Source organism: Candidatus Fukatsuia symbiotica (genome assembly GCF_003122425.1).
GTDB lineage: Bacteria > Pseudomonadota > Gammaproteobacteria > Enterobacterales > Enterobacteriaceae > Fukatsuia > Fukatsuia symbiotica.
This window is the reverse complement of sequence record NZ_CP021659.1, coordinates 2398822-2413930: the sequence shown is the minus strand read 5'-3', so window position 1 is coordinate 2413930 and position 15109 is coordinate 2398822. Positions and strand designations below refer to the sequence as shown.

10 protein-coding genes and 4 pseudogenes are annotated in these 15109 nt (G+C 45.7%); 7 read left to right on the top strand and 7 right to left on the bottom strand.

Features of this window, described 5'->3' with window-relative positions; translation table 11 throughout:
- Window positions 1-4: 4 nt before the first annotated feature.
- From fabD to rluC, 5 genes and pseudogenes are all read right to left on the bottom strand, one after another.
- Window positions 5-934, bottom strand: coding sequence for an ACP S-malonyltransferase (gene fabD, locus CCS41_RS11710; RefSeq protein WP_072550853.1), 930 nt, complete (start codon window positions 932-934; stop codon window positions 5-7).
- Window positions 935-952: 18 nt separating this feature from the next.
- Complete coding sequence (locus CCS41_RS11705; RefSeq protein WP_072550854.1) at window positions 953-1915, bottom strand: beta-ketoacyl-ACP synthase III; 963 nt, start codon at window positions 1913-1915, stop codon at window positions 953-955.
- A gap of 307 nt (window positions 1916-2222) precedes the next feature.
- Window positions 2223-2381: pseudogene (gene rpmF / locus CCS41_RS16755) on the bottom strand (50S ribosomal protein L32); the annotation flags it as partial.
- A 12-nt stretch (window positions 2382-2393) separates the two neighbouring features.
- Window positions 2394-2918, bottom strand: coding sequence for a 23S rRNA accumulation protein YceD (gene yceD, locus CCS41_RS11695; RefSeq protein ID WP_072550855.1), 525 nt, complete (start codon window positions 2916-2918; stop codon window positions 2394-2396).
- Between the two features lie 34 nt (window positions 2919-2952).
- On the bottom strand, window positions 2953-3915 hold the full coding sequence (gene rluC / locus CCS41_RS11690; RefSeq protein WP_072550856.1) for a 23S rRNA pseudouridine(955/2504/2580) synthase RluC: 963 nt from the start codon (window positions 3913-3915) through the stop codon (window positions 2953-2955).
- A 487-nt stretch (window positions 3916-4402) separates the two neighbouring features.
- On the opposite strand from rluC, the gene CCS41_RS17795 reads away from it, so the two are divergent.
- The 4 genes from CCS41_RS17795 (at window position 4403) to bssS (ending at window position 8844) form a co-directional block, all read left to right on the top strand.
- A complete protein-coding gene (locus CCS41_RS17795) occupies window positions 4403-5419 on the top strand; it encodes an Rne/Rng family ribonuclease (protein WP_420866969.1) in 1017 nt (338 codons plus the stop codon).
- On the top strand, window positions 5335-7296 hold the full coding sequence (locus CCS41_RS11680; RefSeq protein WP_420866979.1) for a ribonuclease E/G: 1962 nt from the start codon (window positions 5335-5337) through the stop codon (window positions 7294-7296). The genes CCS41_RS17795 and CCS41_RS11680 overlap by 85 nt, the downstream gene beginning before the upstream one ends.
- A gap of 115 nt (window positions 7297-7411) precedes the next feature.
- Window positions 7412-8458 (top strand): dihydroorotase, encoded by a 1047-nt coding sequence (gene pyrC / locus CCS41_RS11675; protein WP_072550858.1) that lies wholly within the window; start codon window positions 7412-7414, stop codon window positions 8456-8458.
- A 119-nt stretch (window positions 8459-8577) separates the two neighbouring features.
- Entirely contained in the window at window positions 8578-8844 is a 267-nt protein-coding gene (bssS, locus tag CCS41_RS11670; RefSeq protein WP_072550859.1) for a biofilm formation regulator BssS, read from the top strand.
- 24 nt (window positions 8845-8868) lie between these two features.
- Here bssS and trhO read toward each other — a convergent pair.
- Window positions 8869-9932 (bottom strand): annotated as a pseudogene (gene trhO / locus CCS41_RS11665) (oxygen-dependent tRNA uridine(34) hydroxylase TrhO).
- Window positions 9933-10041: 109 nt separating this feature from the next.
- Between trhO and lpxL the strand changes: the two are divergent.
- A pseudogene (gene lpxL, locus CCS41_RS11660) lies at window positions 10042-10677 on the top strand (LpxL/LpxP family Kdo(2)-lipid IV(A) lauroyl/palmitoleoyl acyltransferase); the annotation flags it as partial.
- 553 nt (window positions 10678-11230) lie between these two features.
- Here lpxL and CCS41_RS11655 read toward each other — a convergent pair.
- Window positions 11231-12328, bottom strand: coding sequence for a recombinase family protein (locus tag CCS41_RS11655; protein ID WP_205411423.1), 1098 nt, complete (start codon window positions 12326-12328; stop codon window positions 11231-11233).
- Window positions 12329-12665: 337 nt separating this feature from the next.
- On the opposite strand from CCS41_RS11655, the pseudogene CCS41_RS11645 reads away from it, so the two are divergent.
- Both CCS41_RS11645 and CCS41_RS11640 read left to right on the top strand, forming a co-directional pair.
- Window positions 12666-12965 (top strand): annotated as a pseudogene (locus tag CCS41_RS11645) (LpxL/LpxP family acyltransferase); the annotation flags it as partial.
- 327 nt (window positions 12966-13292) lie between these two features.
- A complete protein-coding gene (locus CCS41_RS11640; RefSeq protein WP_072550731.1) occupies window positions 13293-15020 on the top strand; it encodes a potassium/proton antiporter in 1728 nt (575 codons plus the stop codon).
- Window positions 15021-15109 lie beyond the last annotated feature (89 nt).

Below are 15109 nucleotides of genomic sequence, written 5' to 3'. Positions count from 1 at the left end.
TTCGTTATTGTTCAAGCGCAGAGCACAACGAGGCAACATCATTGATCGATGCCACAGTCAGTGTATCGACAATACGCTTGTTCAGGCCAGTTAAAACTTTGCCAGGCCCTATTTCTAACAGCCGTTCAATGCCCTGCGTCGCCATATATTCGACAGACTCAACCCAACGAACCGGACTATAGATTTGACGTACCAAGGCACTACGAATGGCTTCAGGGGAGCTTTCTATCTTTACATCAACGTTATTCAGAATTGGACACCTCGGCGGGTTAAAAATCATTTTTTCCAATGCGATAGCCATTTTTTCCGCAGCGGGTTTCATCAGCACACAATGTGAAGGCACACTAACGGGTAACGGTAACACACGTTTTGCTCCTGCCATTTTACAAGCAACCACCGCCCTTTTCACAGCCTCCTTATTACCTGCAATCACTGCCTGATTTGGTGAATTAAAATTAACCAATGAAACAACCTGCCCTTGTGCCGACTCCGCACAAGCTTTGGCGATGATATTGTTATCGAGGCCAATAACCACTTCCATCGCGCCCACACCAGGCGGCGCCGCTTGCTGCATCCATTTTCCACGCAGTTCAACCAGTCGAACCGCTTGTTCAAAATTCAATACATCCGCACAAACCAAAGCAGAATATTCACCTAAACTGTGACCCGCCATCATCGACGGTAATGTACCACGCTGTTGCTCCCAGACACGCCAAATGGCTACTGAAGCCGTCAGTAATGCCGGCTGAGTTTGCCAGGTTTTATTTAGCTCTGTCGCCGCTCCTTGTTGCACTAACTGCCATAGATCGTAGCCTAATACTGACGATGCCTGTCTAAATACCTCTTCAACAAGTGGAAATTTGGCAGCTAAATCCGTCAACATACCAATAGCCTGAGAGCCTTGCCCTGGGAATACCATTGCAAATTTTGCCATTTTTATTTCCCTGTCAAATCAAAATCGGATCAGAGCTGAACCCCAAGTAAAACCGCCACCAAAGGCTTCCAGCAACACCAAGTGCCCACGTTGAATTCGCCCATCGCGTACCGCCTCATCCAGTGCAGAAGCTACCGACGCCGCAGAAGTGTTACCATGCCGATCTAAAGTGACCACCACTTTCTGCATATCCATTTTTAATTTTTGAGCTGTTGCTTTAATGATACGTAAATTAGCCTGATGAGGTACCAACCAATCCAATGCTTCACGCCGTAGATTATTCGCCTCTAACGTTTTATCGACAATCTGAGCCAACTTAGTCACTGCAATTTTAAATACCTCGTTCCCTGTCATGGTGATATAAGCAGGCTGATTCTGAGAATACCGATAAGGCAATGTCAATAAATTGCCAAAGCAACCATCGGCATGTAAATGCGTTGAGAGAATCCCCGGCTCTTTTGACGCGCCTAACATCACCGCTCCTGCACCATCACCAAATAAAACAAGTGTTTTGCGATCTTGTGGATCAAGCACACGGCTGAGAGTATCAGAACCAATCACTAACGCATTTTTTACGGTACCGTTTTTAATAAATTGATCAGCAACACCCAGCGCATAGAGAAACCCCGTGCAAGCGGCAGCCAAATCAAAGGAAATGGCATCCGTAATCTCTAGCATTTGCTGGATTTGACAAGCCGAACTTGGGAAAGCATGAGTCGAAGAAGTGGTTGCAACGATAATCAAACCAATATCATTTTTATCGAATTCTCTTGTTGCTTCTCGCGTCATTTCTAACGCTTTCTCCGCAGCATACCAGCCCATTCTAGCTACTGTATCATCGTCCGAGGCAATACGCCTTTCTTTGATACCGGTACGAGTTTGGATCCACTCGTCGGAGGTATCCACCATTTTTGCCAAATCCGCATTGCTGCGCCTGTGTTCGGGCAGATAACTTCCCGTACCGAATATCTTAGTGTACATGTCCTGTCATCTTAGGTAATAGCACGCTCAGAAAACCTCAACGCTGCCCCATCTCATCTAGCATCTATATGACTTTTAATAAATATCCTGTAACAAAAATTTATCAATCAATAGCATAACTATTTCATGGTACAGTTCCACAGGAAACTCATGTATCCTGTAAATTCAGATTGTGGGTAGGATATTAACAGAACTATTTATTAGCTTCCCTGGCTCCCTTACCGGCTTGTCTTTTCTCTTTCCTAGCCTGACTAACAGCTCCGGGTTTTTCTTGTGCTCTTAATTTGATAGCTTCTTGCTCTTCAGAAACCTGACGACCACGGTAGTAACCGTCAGCGGTCACATGATGGCGCAAATGAGTTTCACCGGAGGTTTCATCTTTAGAAAGAAGGGAAGTAGTCAGCGCATCGTGAGAGCGACGCATACCACGCTTAGAACGAGTGGGCTTGTTTTGTTGTACGGCCATTGACCTTACTCCTTAATTGCTTTTTTTCAAATTTGCTAATGCGGCAAATGGATTGGGTTTCTCCGCTTCTTCAGGGAGCTGACCACACACCATATCCGCTTCGGACACTTCACAGTATTCAGATTCATGCAGCGGAATAATAGGCACCGAGAGAATAATTTCGTCTTCAATCATTGCCAGCAGATCAATTTCGCCAAATTCGTCAACGTCAACTGGCTCATACGCCGCAGGTAGTGCCTCAGTCTGCTCATCATTAGCCACTGGGCTAAAACAATATGTGGCGTGAATATGATAGGAGAAATTGTTACCGCAGCGCTGGCACATCAATGTTACATCAACATCTGCATGACCTGTAATAACCGCCAGGCGCCGATTATCAAGATTAAATGATAACCAAGCCGCAACATCACTATTCACGCTGACTACCGAGTCAGCAACACGCGTTACCTGCTCAGCAGGGTAGACACCAGAATAGTCCAAGCGTTTTTGAGCACTACGAAGCACATCAATGGTTAGGGGCAATTTTACCTTTTGCATAAGCCGCGCATACTAACTTTGTAATGACGTAGAGTCAAAGAAAAAGGGATGTCTTGCGTAAAATTTGCAAACAATACCGTAATTGATCATCCAACGGTGCTTCTACACGCATACTTGTGCCCAGATGAGGGTGTTCGAAACAAAGTGCGCTTGCATGCAAAAATAAACGACGCAATCCACTGCCCTGTAATTCGAGATCAAACTCCCGATCACCGTAACGGTTATCGCCGGCAATCGGATGTCCCATATGTAAAGTATGAACACGGATTTGGTGTGTTCTGCCCGTTATCGGACTCGCTTTCACTAAAGTCGCTTGTGCAAAACGCTCTTCGACTTTAAAACGCGTCTCTGATGGTTTACCGACACTGTTCACCTTCACTACTCTTTCACCACCTTGCAAAATATTTTTTAATAAGGGAGCCTGTATCGCTTTACAGTGAGATGGCCACTGACCGCGCACCAGTGCCAGATAATCTTTCTGCATATTTTTTAGACGTAACTGTTGATGTAACAAACGTAAAACAGAACGCTTCTTGGCAATCAATAACACGCCCGATGTATCACGGTCCAGTCTGTGAACTAACTCTAAAAAACGCGCTTCCGGCCGCAGAGCGCGCAACGCCTCTATGATACCAAAATCCAGTCCACTGCCGCCATGCACTGCAATACCAGAGGGTTTATTCAGCACCAACAGGTACTCATCTTCAAATAAAATACAGTCAGCCAGTAGCGCAACCTTATCCAACTTCGTCGATAGTTGCATCGTTTCACGTTCCGCCACCCGCACCGGTGGCAAACGCACGATATCGGCAGCAACCAGTTTATATTCAGGTTTAACACGCCCTTTATTAACGCGAACCTCACCTTTACGCACAATGCGATAAATCAGACTTTTCGGCACGCCTTTTAACCTAGCAAGCAAAAAATTATCGAGCCGCTGACCGGCTTCATCGGCAGAGATGCTGATTAATTGTACTGACGGATCCTTTATTTTCATAACCTGTCATTCTAAATACAGCGAGAAATTAGCGCCACCTCTTTTTCTGTGCTTAACTGTTAAGCTAATGGTTGAAAGCAACGTTTACAAGTTATGTGTATCTGATTTAACGATTGGATTTATTCAACTTAACGAATAACTTGCTCAATTTAACAACTCATGATCATCGGCAAGATGAAGCTAGCATAATCTTTACTCGAGAAGTAAAGTCACCTTGCTATATCAGTATCAGCAATGGAATAATGCAGCCGATTCCGCGTTGATTTTCGTTAGCCTGTGGAATGATAAAGTTTGTTTGGTCATACAAAAACGCAGCAATGGCATAAGACGTAATGTGAAATCAAGCAGTTAGCGGGCTGCGGGTGACTAGCTTAGCTGGAGACTCGGCGTTATAGAAGCCGTCCTCATACTAAAGTGCTATGAGGTTATTTTACTCGCAGTTTTAATGCCAATGTAGAAAGATAACGAGTAAGTCAAGATGAGAAGAATGTTGATTAATGCAACTCAGCAGGAAGAGTTGCGTGTTGCTCTTGTAGATGGACAACAGCTTTACGATCTGGATATAGAAAGCCCAGGCCATGAGCAAAAAAAAGCAAATATTTATAAGGGTAAGATCACCCGGATTGAGCCGAGTCTGGAGGCCGCTTTTGTTGATTATGGTGCAGAAAGACATGGTTTTCTGCCATTAAAAGAAATCTCCCGCGAGTACTTTCCCAGCAATTCTTCTTCCCACAACCGTGTCAATATCAAAGAAGTTCTACGTGAAGGCCAGGAAGTCATTATTCAGGTAGATAAAGAAGAACGCGGCAATAAAGGCGCTGCATTAACGACTTTCATTAGCCTAGCAGGCAGCTATTTAGTTTTAATGCCAAATAACCCTCGTGCCGGGGGTATCTCTCGTCGTATCGAAGGGGAGGATCGTACCGATCTGAAAGAAGCCTTATCTGGACTACAATTGCCTGATGGTATGGGGCTTATCGTTCGTACTGCTGGTGTCGGTAAAAATGCCGAAGCGTTACAATGGGATCTATCATTCCGCTTAAAACACTGGGAAGCCATCAAAAAAGCGGCCGAAGGTCGCGCCGCTCCCTTTTTAATCCATCAGGAAAGTAACGTTATCGTTCGTGCTTTTCGTGACTATTTACGCCAAGACATCGGTGAAATACTGATCGATAATCCTAAGGTTCTCGATCTCGCCAAAGAACATATCACTGCCCTGGGGAGGCCTGATTTTAACGATAAAGTTAAGCTGTATAGTGGTGAGGTTCCCTTATTCAGCCATTATCAGATTGAGTCACAAATTGAATCAGCTTTTCAACGTGAAGTACGTCTGCCATCCGGTGGCTCCATCGTTGTTGATACGACCGAAGCATTAACTGCTATTGATATTAACTCTGCACGCGCGACCCGGGGGGTGATATCGAAGAAACGGCGTTTAACACCAATCTCGAAGCTGCTGATGAGATTGCGCGCCAACTCCGTTTGCGTGATCTCGGTGGGCTGATCGTGATCGATTTTATTGACATGACACCAATACGCCATCAACGTGAAGTAGAAAACCGTCTGCGTGATGCAGTACGTCAAGATCGCGCCCGTATTCAGATCGGTCGTATTTCTCGCTTCGGTCTGTTGGAAATGTCGCGCCAGCGTCTTAACCCATCACTAGGGGAATCCAGTCATCACGTCTGTCCACGTTGTAGCGGTACCGGTACCATTCGCGATAATGAATCCTTGTCACTTTCAATCCTGCGTTTAATTGAAGAAGAAGCATTGAAAGAAAATACTCATGAAGTTCATGCTATCGTGCCCGTACAGATCGCATCTTATTTGCTCAACGAAAAACGTGACTCCATTAATGCAATTGAAAAACGGCAAGGCGGGGTGCGTGCCGTAATAGTCCCTAAAGACAAGATGCAAACACCTCATTATTCGGTATCACGGGTGCGCAAAGGTGAAGAAGCACCCACACTAAGTTATCTGCTAGCACAACGATATGATCCAGAGACGGCGACGTCACAAGAAGAAACGCTCAATGAGCGTAAACGTCCGGAACAGCCAGCACTGTCGCCCCCACTATCGACATTATCACCGTCAGAAACAGCATCCGTTGCTGAACCTGTTACTGTGACCCCATCGGCGTTACCACCATCAACTAAAGTGACCACGGTAACCGGCCTGTTTCAGCGCCTGTTAACCAGTCTAAAGGGTCTCTTCAGCCCTTCGGTTGAATCTGTTCAACCCATCGCCAAAATAAGATCAAACACCGCTGAGAATCGTCAGCCAGATCGTCGTCAGTCGCGTCGTCAAAGCAATGGGCGCAGAGATCGAGGGGAACGTAACGCACGTGAAAGCCGTGAAGAACAAAAACGTAACAAACGTACCCCATCATCCAATTCGTTGATTGATACCCCTATCGATTTAGACAAAGCACCGCAAAAAAACCAGCAACATCATCAACAAAATGATAAACGTCAAGCGTCAGTGGAACCAAAGATAACGGATATCACCGCAACAAGACGAGAAGTTCAACCTGAGCAAGAAGAAGTGCCACAGGTTGTTACGCCACGTCGGCAACGTCGTCCACTGTCCGGAAAAATACGCTTCCAGACGGCTGACGATAGCGCCACACCACACACACTGCCATCAACAACCGTTGCAGAAACCGGCGAGGATAACAGTGATTATTCAGTCAATAACGAAAATGTAATTAGTGATGAAAACAGTATGCCACGCCGATCACCACGTCATCTGCGTGTCAGTGGTCAACGCCGACGTCGCTATCGTGATGAACGTTACCCAGTTCAATCCGCTATGCCATTAGCAGGTGCTTTTGCATCACCGGAAATGGCTTCAGGTAAAGTATGGATCAGTTATCCATTAGCAAAACGGATAGAACAAACAGATCGACCAGAGCAGACAACACAGACCAGCTCAGAACCTGCTGTACCGGCGGAGCAAAATACCACCTCAACGCAAGCACCGGTCATTATCAGTAATGACATTATCGATAAAAATGACCATAAAATTCACTGTAACATCGTTGATAATGCCGTTAATAATACAATTAATAACCTTGTTGATGAGGTAACTGTCGCTGCTATACCTGATAAGAATCATTCCATTGCAACACCTGTTCACCCACAGGAAAACAAGGCAGTACAGTCTAAATCTGTGGAAGCTTATCCATTGAGGATATTATTTAAGCATCATGCCAGCGCACCCATGACTAAAGCACCTGCACCGGACTATATCGCACAAATTCCAGCACGTAGCGATTGGCAGCGATCTTCATTTGATTTTACGGGTAAAGGATCCGCCGGTGGTCATGCCGCCGTTAACCAGGCATGTGCTCCGGTGGCCAAGCCACAACCTGTCAAATAACTTTTTATTAAATAACGACAACCCGCCTTTGGGCGGGTTTTTTTGGCTTGATGCAAGAAGTCTACTGCCTGGTGCGAATAATCCTCGTTTTATCATACTCAGTGGAGCCCGATTAATGACCGCAAAACCACAAACCCTCACAATCCGCTGCCCAGATGATTGGCATGTTCATTTACGGGAGGGCAAAATACTCAAAACCGTATTGCCCTATACCAGTGGAACTTTTCGCCGCGCTATCGTCATGCCCAATTTGGCAACACCTATTACTACGGTTGCCGCCGCTAAGAATTATCGGAAAGAAATTATAGAGGCAATACCTAACGGGCATACATTCACTCCATTAATGACGTGTTATCTAACGGAAACACTGTCAGCCGCCGAACTGAAACAGGGTTTTGACGAAAAAGTCTTCACCGCAGCCAAGCTGTATCCTGCTAACGCGACCACTAATTCTGATCAGGGCGTGGCTAATATTACTGCTATCTATCCGTTATTTGAACAAATGCAAAAACTGGGTATGCCATTACTTATCCACGGTGAAGTAGCAGATATGGCGATAGATATCTTTGATCGTGAAGCGCGATTTATTGACCAAATATTAACGCCTATTCGTCAGCATTTTTCTGAATTGAAAATCGTATTTGAACATATCACTACTAAAGAAGCGGTTGAGTACGTGTTAGGTGGCAATGAGTTTCTTGCTGCTACTATCACGCCACAACATTTAATGTTTAACCGTAATCATATGTTGGTTGGTGGTATCCACCCCCATCTATTCTGTTTACCGGTATTAAAACGTAGTCATCACCAACAGGCGCTGCGTGCGGCCGTCTCCGGGGGCTGCAACCGTTTTTTTCTTGGCACCGACTCGGCACCCCATACCAAAGACCGTAAAGAATCGGCTTGCGGCTGTGCCGGGGTATTTAATGCACCAGGAGCACTACCCGTTTACGCCGCTATATTCGAAGAGTTGAATGCACTGAAGTACTTAGAAGCATTCTGTTCCGAAAATGGCGCAAATTTTTACGACCTACCCAAAAATGAAGGTTTCATTGAATTGATACGGACCCCTTTTATCCAGGCGGAGGAAATTAATGTAGACCAAAGCTCAATTATTCCTTTTTTAGCAGGCCAGTCTATTAATTGGTCAGTTAAAAATTGAATATAATGGAAAGACCTCCTATCCTATGGAGTTGAACCTCTTTTACAAGAGGGTTAATGAGTCTCATGGATCCTTACTGATTGCTAGCGTCAATGACTACTAAAAGATAAGGGGGCTTTATGGATATAAACGACAAAATTATACAGACTCACCCATTAGTAGGTTGGGATATCAGTACAGTAGATGTGTATGACGCAATGATGATACGCCTTCACTATTTGTCTAAAGAAGGCGCTGATAGAGACAAGCCATCAGAACAAGTATTAGTCGATAGAACACTTTGGTTAACTACCGATGTTGCACGTCAATTGATTTATATTTTAGAAGCAGGCATCGCTAAAATTGAATCATCGGACTACATCGATTTTTACCATCGTAAACATTAGTTTTAAAAAAATAAAAACCAGGCATCAGGGGATATTCTTTGATGCCTTTGGCGGTATAGGCACACTAACTTGTAATAACCCTTTAGATTTGTTGAAAATTTTCATGCCATTTACCCGCCCCACACGACGTGCACGTTGTTCTTCGCTCGGTAATTGCAATTCATCCTGACAAATTTGGCTACAACATCCCACAAATTTCTGCATACAATTTTGGCATTGAATAAATAACAGATGGCATCCCTCATTTTTACAATTAGTATGTGCATCACAGGGTATACTACACTGATGACAATGGGCGATCACATCATCAGAAATCCGTTCTCCCATACGTTCGTCAAAAACAAAATTTTTACCCACAAATTTTAGCGCCAAACCTTGCTCTTTGGCTTTACGGACATATTCAATAATACCTCCCTCGACATGATAAACATTTTCAAAACCACTATGACGCATATAAGCACTGGCTTTTTCACAACGAATGCCCCCGTACAATACATAACAATATTTTTCTGTTTATCATTTTGTAGCATGTCAACAACCATCGGCAATTGCTCGCGAAACGTATCGGATGGCACTTCTACTGCGTTTTCAAAGTGACCCACTTCATATTCATAATGATTACGCATATCTACAAAGAGTGTATCTGGATCATCAATCATTCTATTAACTTGATCGGCTTGCAAATAGTGACCGGTATTCGCTGGGTTGAAACTTTCATCGTCAATGCCATCGGCAACAATACGTTGGCGAACTTTCATACGCAGCACCCAGAATGATTTACCGTCGTCTTCAAGAGCGACATTCAAACGTATTTGATCTAATGCCGGATGAGCGCTAAACAACACCTGTTTAAACGCGTCATAACGATCAACCGGCACACTAATTTGAGCATTGATCCCTTCTTTGGCAATATAAACCCGCCCAAACACGCCCAATTTAACAAACTGACGATAAAGGCTATCGCGAAATGCTTGCGCATCTGGCAGAATGAAGTACTTGTAAAAAGAAACTGTTGTTCGCTGTTCAATTTCAGCCAACATACGTGCTTTAAGTTCCTTATTAGAAATTCGATTATATAATGCTGACATACCGTACTTTCCTGTTGAACAGGTTCAAAAACGGCATACTAACAGATTTATGGCTATCCTGAGAACAAGTTAACGTACTCTTGGTAACCCACTATGATATTGAAAACAGATGATACAAGCTCCTCCTTTTGATCGTTCACTGCTGCATCCGCGTTATTGGCTCACCTGGTGTGGATTCGCTCTTCTCTATTTATTAGTGCTACTTCCGTACCCTATTATTTATCGCCTGGGTATTTGTTCTTGGTCGTCTTTCGATGCGCTTCTTGCGGCATAGAGTACAGATTGCGCAGCGAAACCTGGAACTGTGCTTTCCTCAAATGTCTCGTGCTGAGCGTGATCAACTGGTAGCAAAAAATTTCACATCCGTCGGTCTGGGGCTGTTTGAAACGGGTATGGCATGGTTCTGGCCAGACTGGAGAATTAAACGCTGGAGTCGTATTAGCGGTTTAGAACATATCCAACGGGCACGGGAACAGGGTCAGGGGTATTACTTATCGGTTTACACTTTCTGACCCTGGAATTAGGTGCCCGTATTATTGGTATCAATACACCGGGCATTGGTGTTTACCGTCCCCATGATAATAAAGCGATAGACTGGATGCAGACTTGGGGACGTACCCGTTCCAATAAAGCCATGCTCGATCGTAAAGACCTCAAAGGCATGGTTCGCAGCCTGAAAAAAGGAGAAATTATTTGGTACGCTCCCGATCACGACTATGGCCCACGCAGCAGCGTAATTACTCCGCAAACAATCTGGCAAACTTCTGCCATATGTTTTGTCTGATCCTGCTTCCAGGCTGGTATCATTCCCGGGATTCACCCGAAAAACCACCACAATTTCATCACGATAAATTTCTATCCGTTTCACCAGCGCACGCAGAATTTCTCGCTTCATCAGAAAATCGTCCGTACTCAGGCGTTCCGTGACCGCAGCAGCAAAATCCTCCACCCGGTTAACCAGTAGCAGCAACTCATGCTGGTTCTCTGTGGCCTGTTTCACCTTCACTCTCTGGCGCGCAAGTTCCGCCAGCCTGAGCGTCATCACTCTGATCCGTGGTTCAAAGTCTGTTTTGCCAATCAGCCCTTCGGCAAAACTATCAATCAATCGGGACCGCCCCACGTTTAGCTGATTTTCTTGCTTTTTCAGACGCTCAGCATCTGCGGTCTGTCCACTGTGCTCTGACGCCTGCGTTAGACGCTGCTCATATTCTTTTTTCAGCCGTTCCGGCTCAGACAGCAGCGCAATGACCTGTGCCCAGACCGTTTCATCCAGCATGGATGTCCTGACCTGTTTATTGTCACACACCCGAATGCCCCAAAGCGGTAAGCATCCGTCCCAGTACAGTGGTAATAAGAATACTGCGCCCCCCTTTTGCCGCAGATTTACTGACTTTTTTGCCATAATACGCATAGCGACAGTGGCCGCACACAGTCAGCCCCTGTAAGAGATAAGCGGCTCCCCGGCGCCCCTGTCGTGCATGTCGGCGGTTTTCTTCCAGCTGTTCGTTGACCGTCAAGAAAAGAGCGCTGTTGATGATGGCAGGCACAGGGATCCCGATGCCGTCATCCGGCTTACTTCGTATTACTGAATAACCGTTCTTGAGGATATCTGCACTGTTGCGCGCTGCTCTCACCCGGGGACGGGGGGCGCAGTTTTTCGTTTTTCCGAACACAGCAAGTCCTTTGTAAGCGGGGTTCTTTAACATGCCCCATACCGTACTGCGGTCCCAGCCGGGTTTGCCGGTGGCGCTTTCTATGCCTTTCTCAGCCAGACGTCTGACCACACCGCCTAGACTCAGGCGCTCTATGCCAGCCCAACTAAATATCTTCCTGACCACGGAGGCTTCATGAAGGTTGACAATATACTGTGCGGGTGTCCCGTCCGGCTGCCTGCGGATATACCGATAACCGTAAGGTGCACCGGAAAGGACACCGACATTACCACAGCGTGCACCGTGAAGCTTACCACGCCGGTTGCGCTCCATAATCTTTGCCCGCTCATATTCAGCAAACATCCCCTGCATCTGCAGAAGCATCATGTCTTCCGGCGTGTCGCCGGGGGTGTGACAGATAAAGATAACCTCCACGCCGCAGGCGCTGAACTCTTCCATCAGCAGAGCCTGATAGGCGTATTTACGGGCTAGCCTGTCGGGCGACAGGATGTACAGGCATTCAATATCGCCTGCCGCCGCGTAGTCCCTCAGGCGCTCTAGTTGCGGGCGGATAAGTGTAGCACCGCTGACACCATCATCGATAAAGAGCATGGCGTCAGGCAACACGTGGCCGTCCTCACGGATGCGGTCCTTGATTGCTGCAAGCTGACTGCCGATGGTGCCATTTTTTACCTGTTGCCCGGAAGAAACGCGGGCGTAGAGTGCGACCAGTGCCTTGTTCATAACATTTTGCTCCGTCTAGCGGTTGAGCGGGCAGGAGCCCGGTGAGGTTTGGCCCGGGCCTGGTCGTGAGGGGTAAGCACGTGGTGGTTAACGGGAGTCAGCTGTTCATAAACATCCGTCAGCTGGTCGTCAGAAAACCGGCTGGGCTCGAAAGTGATACGTACGTGTTGTGAAAATGGCTTCGGTTTCATTGCTGAGGGTCACTCCGTGTGCCGTTATCAGTCTCAATAACGAGGGAAAACTCAGTGATGCTCCCATCCGGATGACCAGACTTGAGGCAGCGCCGGTGAAAACGCAGGCCCCAGCTTACGCGAAAGTTTGCACTATTGTTTGCGGAGTATTTGTCCCTTTCTTTGCCGTTGATCAGACAGCGACGACCACCGGCAGTTACTTGCTAATACGTATGGGTAAAGCGAATGTCATCCCCTTTACCCCCCATCGACTAGCAAACGGCAAAGGCTATCACATTGTTATACAACCGATGGTCGAAAATTTTCCGCTGGACAACGAAATCGAAGCGGCAGCCTTTATGAATAAAGTGGTAGAGAAAGAAATTACCAGTGCTTCCGATCAGTATATGTGGCTACATCGGCGTTTTAAAACACGTCCAGAGGGACAACCTTCACTATATAACTGATTAAGAACCTGTTCGAAATCTCTTGTGCTCGCCGTGTTTTGGTCAAGTCATTCGTCAAAAATGCACTCAACATGCTCATTGACTCTCTTTTGTTTCATACAAAGGGTAACTACGCTTTTTCGCCCATTTTTTCCTCTTCTAAGCACAGCGAAAAATATTTGGAACAGGTTATAAATACATATAATCAATGACAAATATTAATTGAAACACTTGAATTAAGTATTTGCTTTAACCTTTATTTACACGTTTCCGTGTATAATCTTAACTCATGCTGTGTACTAGTAACCGCTTTCAGTAATCCTCTATCAAATTAGGAGACCGCCCACTTTGGACGCCATCACTATCAACAACCTCTTTTTGATCGGCGCAGCATTAGTGGGAGCGAGTATTTTACTCAGCTCATTATCATCCCGTTTAGGGATCCCCATTTTGGTTATTTTCCTTGCCATCGGTATGTTGGCAGGCGGTGATGGTATTGGAGGCATCCCATTCGATAATTACTCTCTTGCTTATTTGGTAAGTAATCTTGCATTGGCGGTGATCCTGCTTGATGGTGGTATGCGCACGAGAGCATCATCATTTCGTGTCGCATTGTGGCCGGCGCTATCACTGGCCACCGTAGGCGTGGTAATTACTGCGGGGTTAACTGGATGGTTCGCCGCTTGGTTGTTCGATTTAGACATTATTCAAGGGTTATTAATTGGCGCTATTATTGGCTCCACAGATGCAGCAGCAGTATTTTCTTTGTTAGGTGGTAAAGGGCTTAATGAACGGGTGAGCGCTACCCTGGAGATCGAATCCGGCAGTAACGATCCGATGGCTGTTTTTCTGACTATTACTTTGATCTCCATGATTTCTGCCGGGGATAGTCACTTAAGTTGGATGTTTTTAGTTCATTTATTGCAACAATTTGGTTTAGGTATCCTGATAGGGCTTAGCGGCGGTTTTTTATTGTTATCACTGATCAACCGTATGCAGCTGGCTAACGGCCTTTATCCTCTGCTGGCGGTCAGTGGTGGGATTACAATTTTTGCTTTGACAACAGCGATGAATGGCAGCGGGATCCTCGCAGTCTATCTTTGTGGATTGACACTCGGTAATCGTCCAATACGCAATCGCTCTGGAATACTACAAACTTTCGACGGGCTGGCTTGGCTGAGTCAAATAGGCATGTTTTTAGTATTGGGTCTACTTCTTAATCCGAGTGAACTGTTCCTCATCACTCTCCCTGCTTTGGCACTTTCACTGTGGATGATCCTGTTTGCCCGCCCAGTTTCAGTTTTAGTCGGATTATTGCCATTTCGCAGTTTTAATCTCCGTGAACGTCTCTTTATCTCATGGGTTGGATTACGGGGTGCAGTACCCGTCATTTTAGCCGTCTTTCCTATGATGGCTGGATTAGCCAATGCGCATTTATTTTTTAATGTCGCCTTTTTCGTGGTGCTAGTCTCCTTGTTGCTACAAGGCACTACCTTATCGTTTGCCGCCCGCAAAACCAAGCTGGTAGTGCCTCCACCCTTGGCCCCTGTTTCACGAGTCGGCCTTGACATTGATATTAACAATCAATGGGAACAATTCATTTATCAACTTAGTTCCGATAAATGGTGCATCGGGGCCGCACTGCGTGATTTGGAAATGCCAAAGAAAACTCGTATTGCGGCACTTTTCCGTGGTAAAGATCTGCTACATCCAACAGGTAAAACCCGTTTAAAAGAGGGCGATATTTTATGCGTTATCGGTCACGAACATGATTTACCTGCCTTAGGTAAACTTTTTAGCCAAACACCGAGTATTCAGCTTGATGAACGCTTTTTCGGCGATTTCATTTTAGAGGCAGATGCTAAACTTGAAGACATTTCAAATATTTATGGTTTAAATTTGGAAGAAGGCGCGGATAACCAGCAAACCTTGGGACAATTTGTGATTCATCTATTAGGCGGCAAACCCGTTATTGGCGACCAAATTGAATGGGATGGCTTAACCTGGACCATTGCTGAAATGGATGCCGAACGTGTTAGTAAAGTGGGGGTCAAGATCGTTGCTAACAAAGCATAACAACAGAGGGATGTACATTCAAATCTACATAAGGGAAATGTTTTATTTCTGCAACCCTATGCTAAATGTTAGTATTGCCGTGCAAACTT

Bases quoted from the DNA above. Each gene is read 5' to 3' on its own strand.
- bssS (WP_072550859.1), top strand. From the start codon at position 8,578: ATGGATATAAACGACAAAATTATACAGACTCACCCATTAGTAGGTTGG.
- yceD (WP_072550855.1), bottom strand. From the start codon at position 2,918: ATGCAAAAGGTAAAATTGCCCCTAACCATTGATGTGCTTCGTAGTGCT.
- rluC (WP_072550856.1), bottom strand. From the start codon at position 3,915: ATGAAAATAAAGGATCCGTCAGTACAATTAATCAGCATCTCTGCCGAT.
- fabD (WP_072550853.1), bottom strand. From the start codon at position 934: ATGGCAAAATTTGCAATGGTATTCCCAGGGCAAGGCTCTCAGGCTATT.
- CCS41_RS17795 (WP_420866969.1), top strand. From the start codon at position 4,403: ATGTTGATTAATGCAACTCAGCAGGAAGAGTTGCGTGTTGCTCTTGTA.
- pyrC (WP_072550858.1), top strand. From the start codon at position 7,412: ATGACCGCAAAACCACAAACCCTCACAATCCGCTGCCCAGATGATTGG.
- CCS41_RS11655 (WP_205411423.1), bottom strand. From the start codon at position 12,328: ATGAACAAGGCACTGGTCGCACTCTACGCCCGCGTTTCTTCCGGGCAA.
- CCS41_RS11705 (WP_072550854.1), bottom strand. From the start codon at position 1,915: ATGTACACTAAGATATTCGGTACGGGAAGTTATCTGCCCGAACACAGG.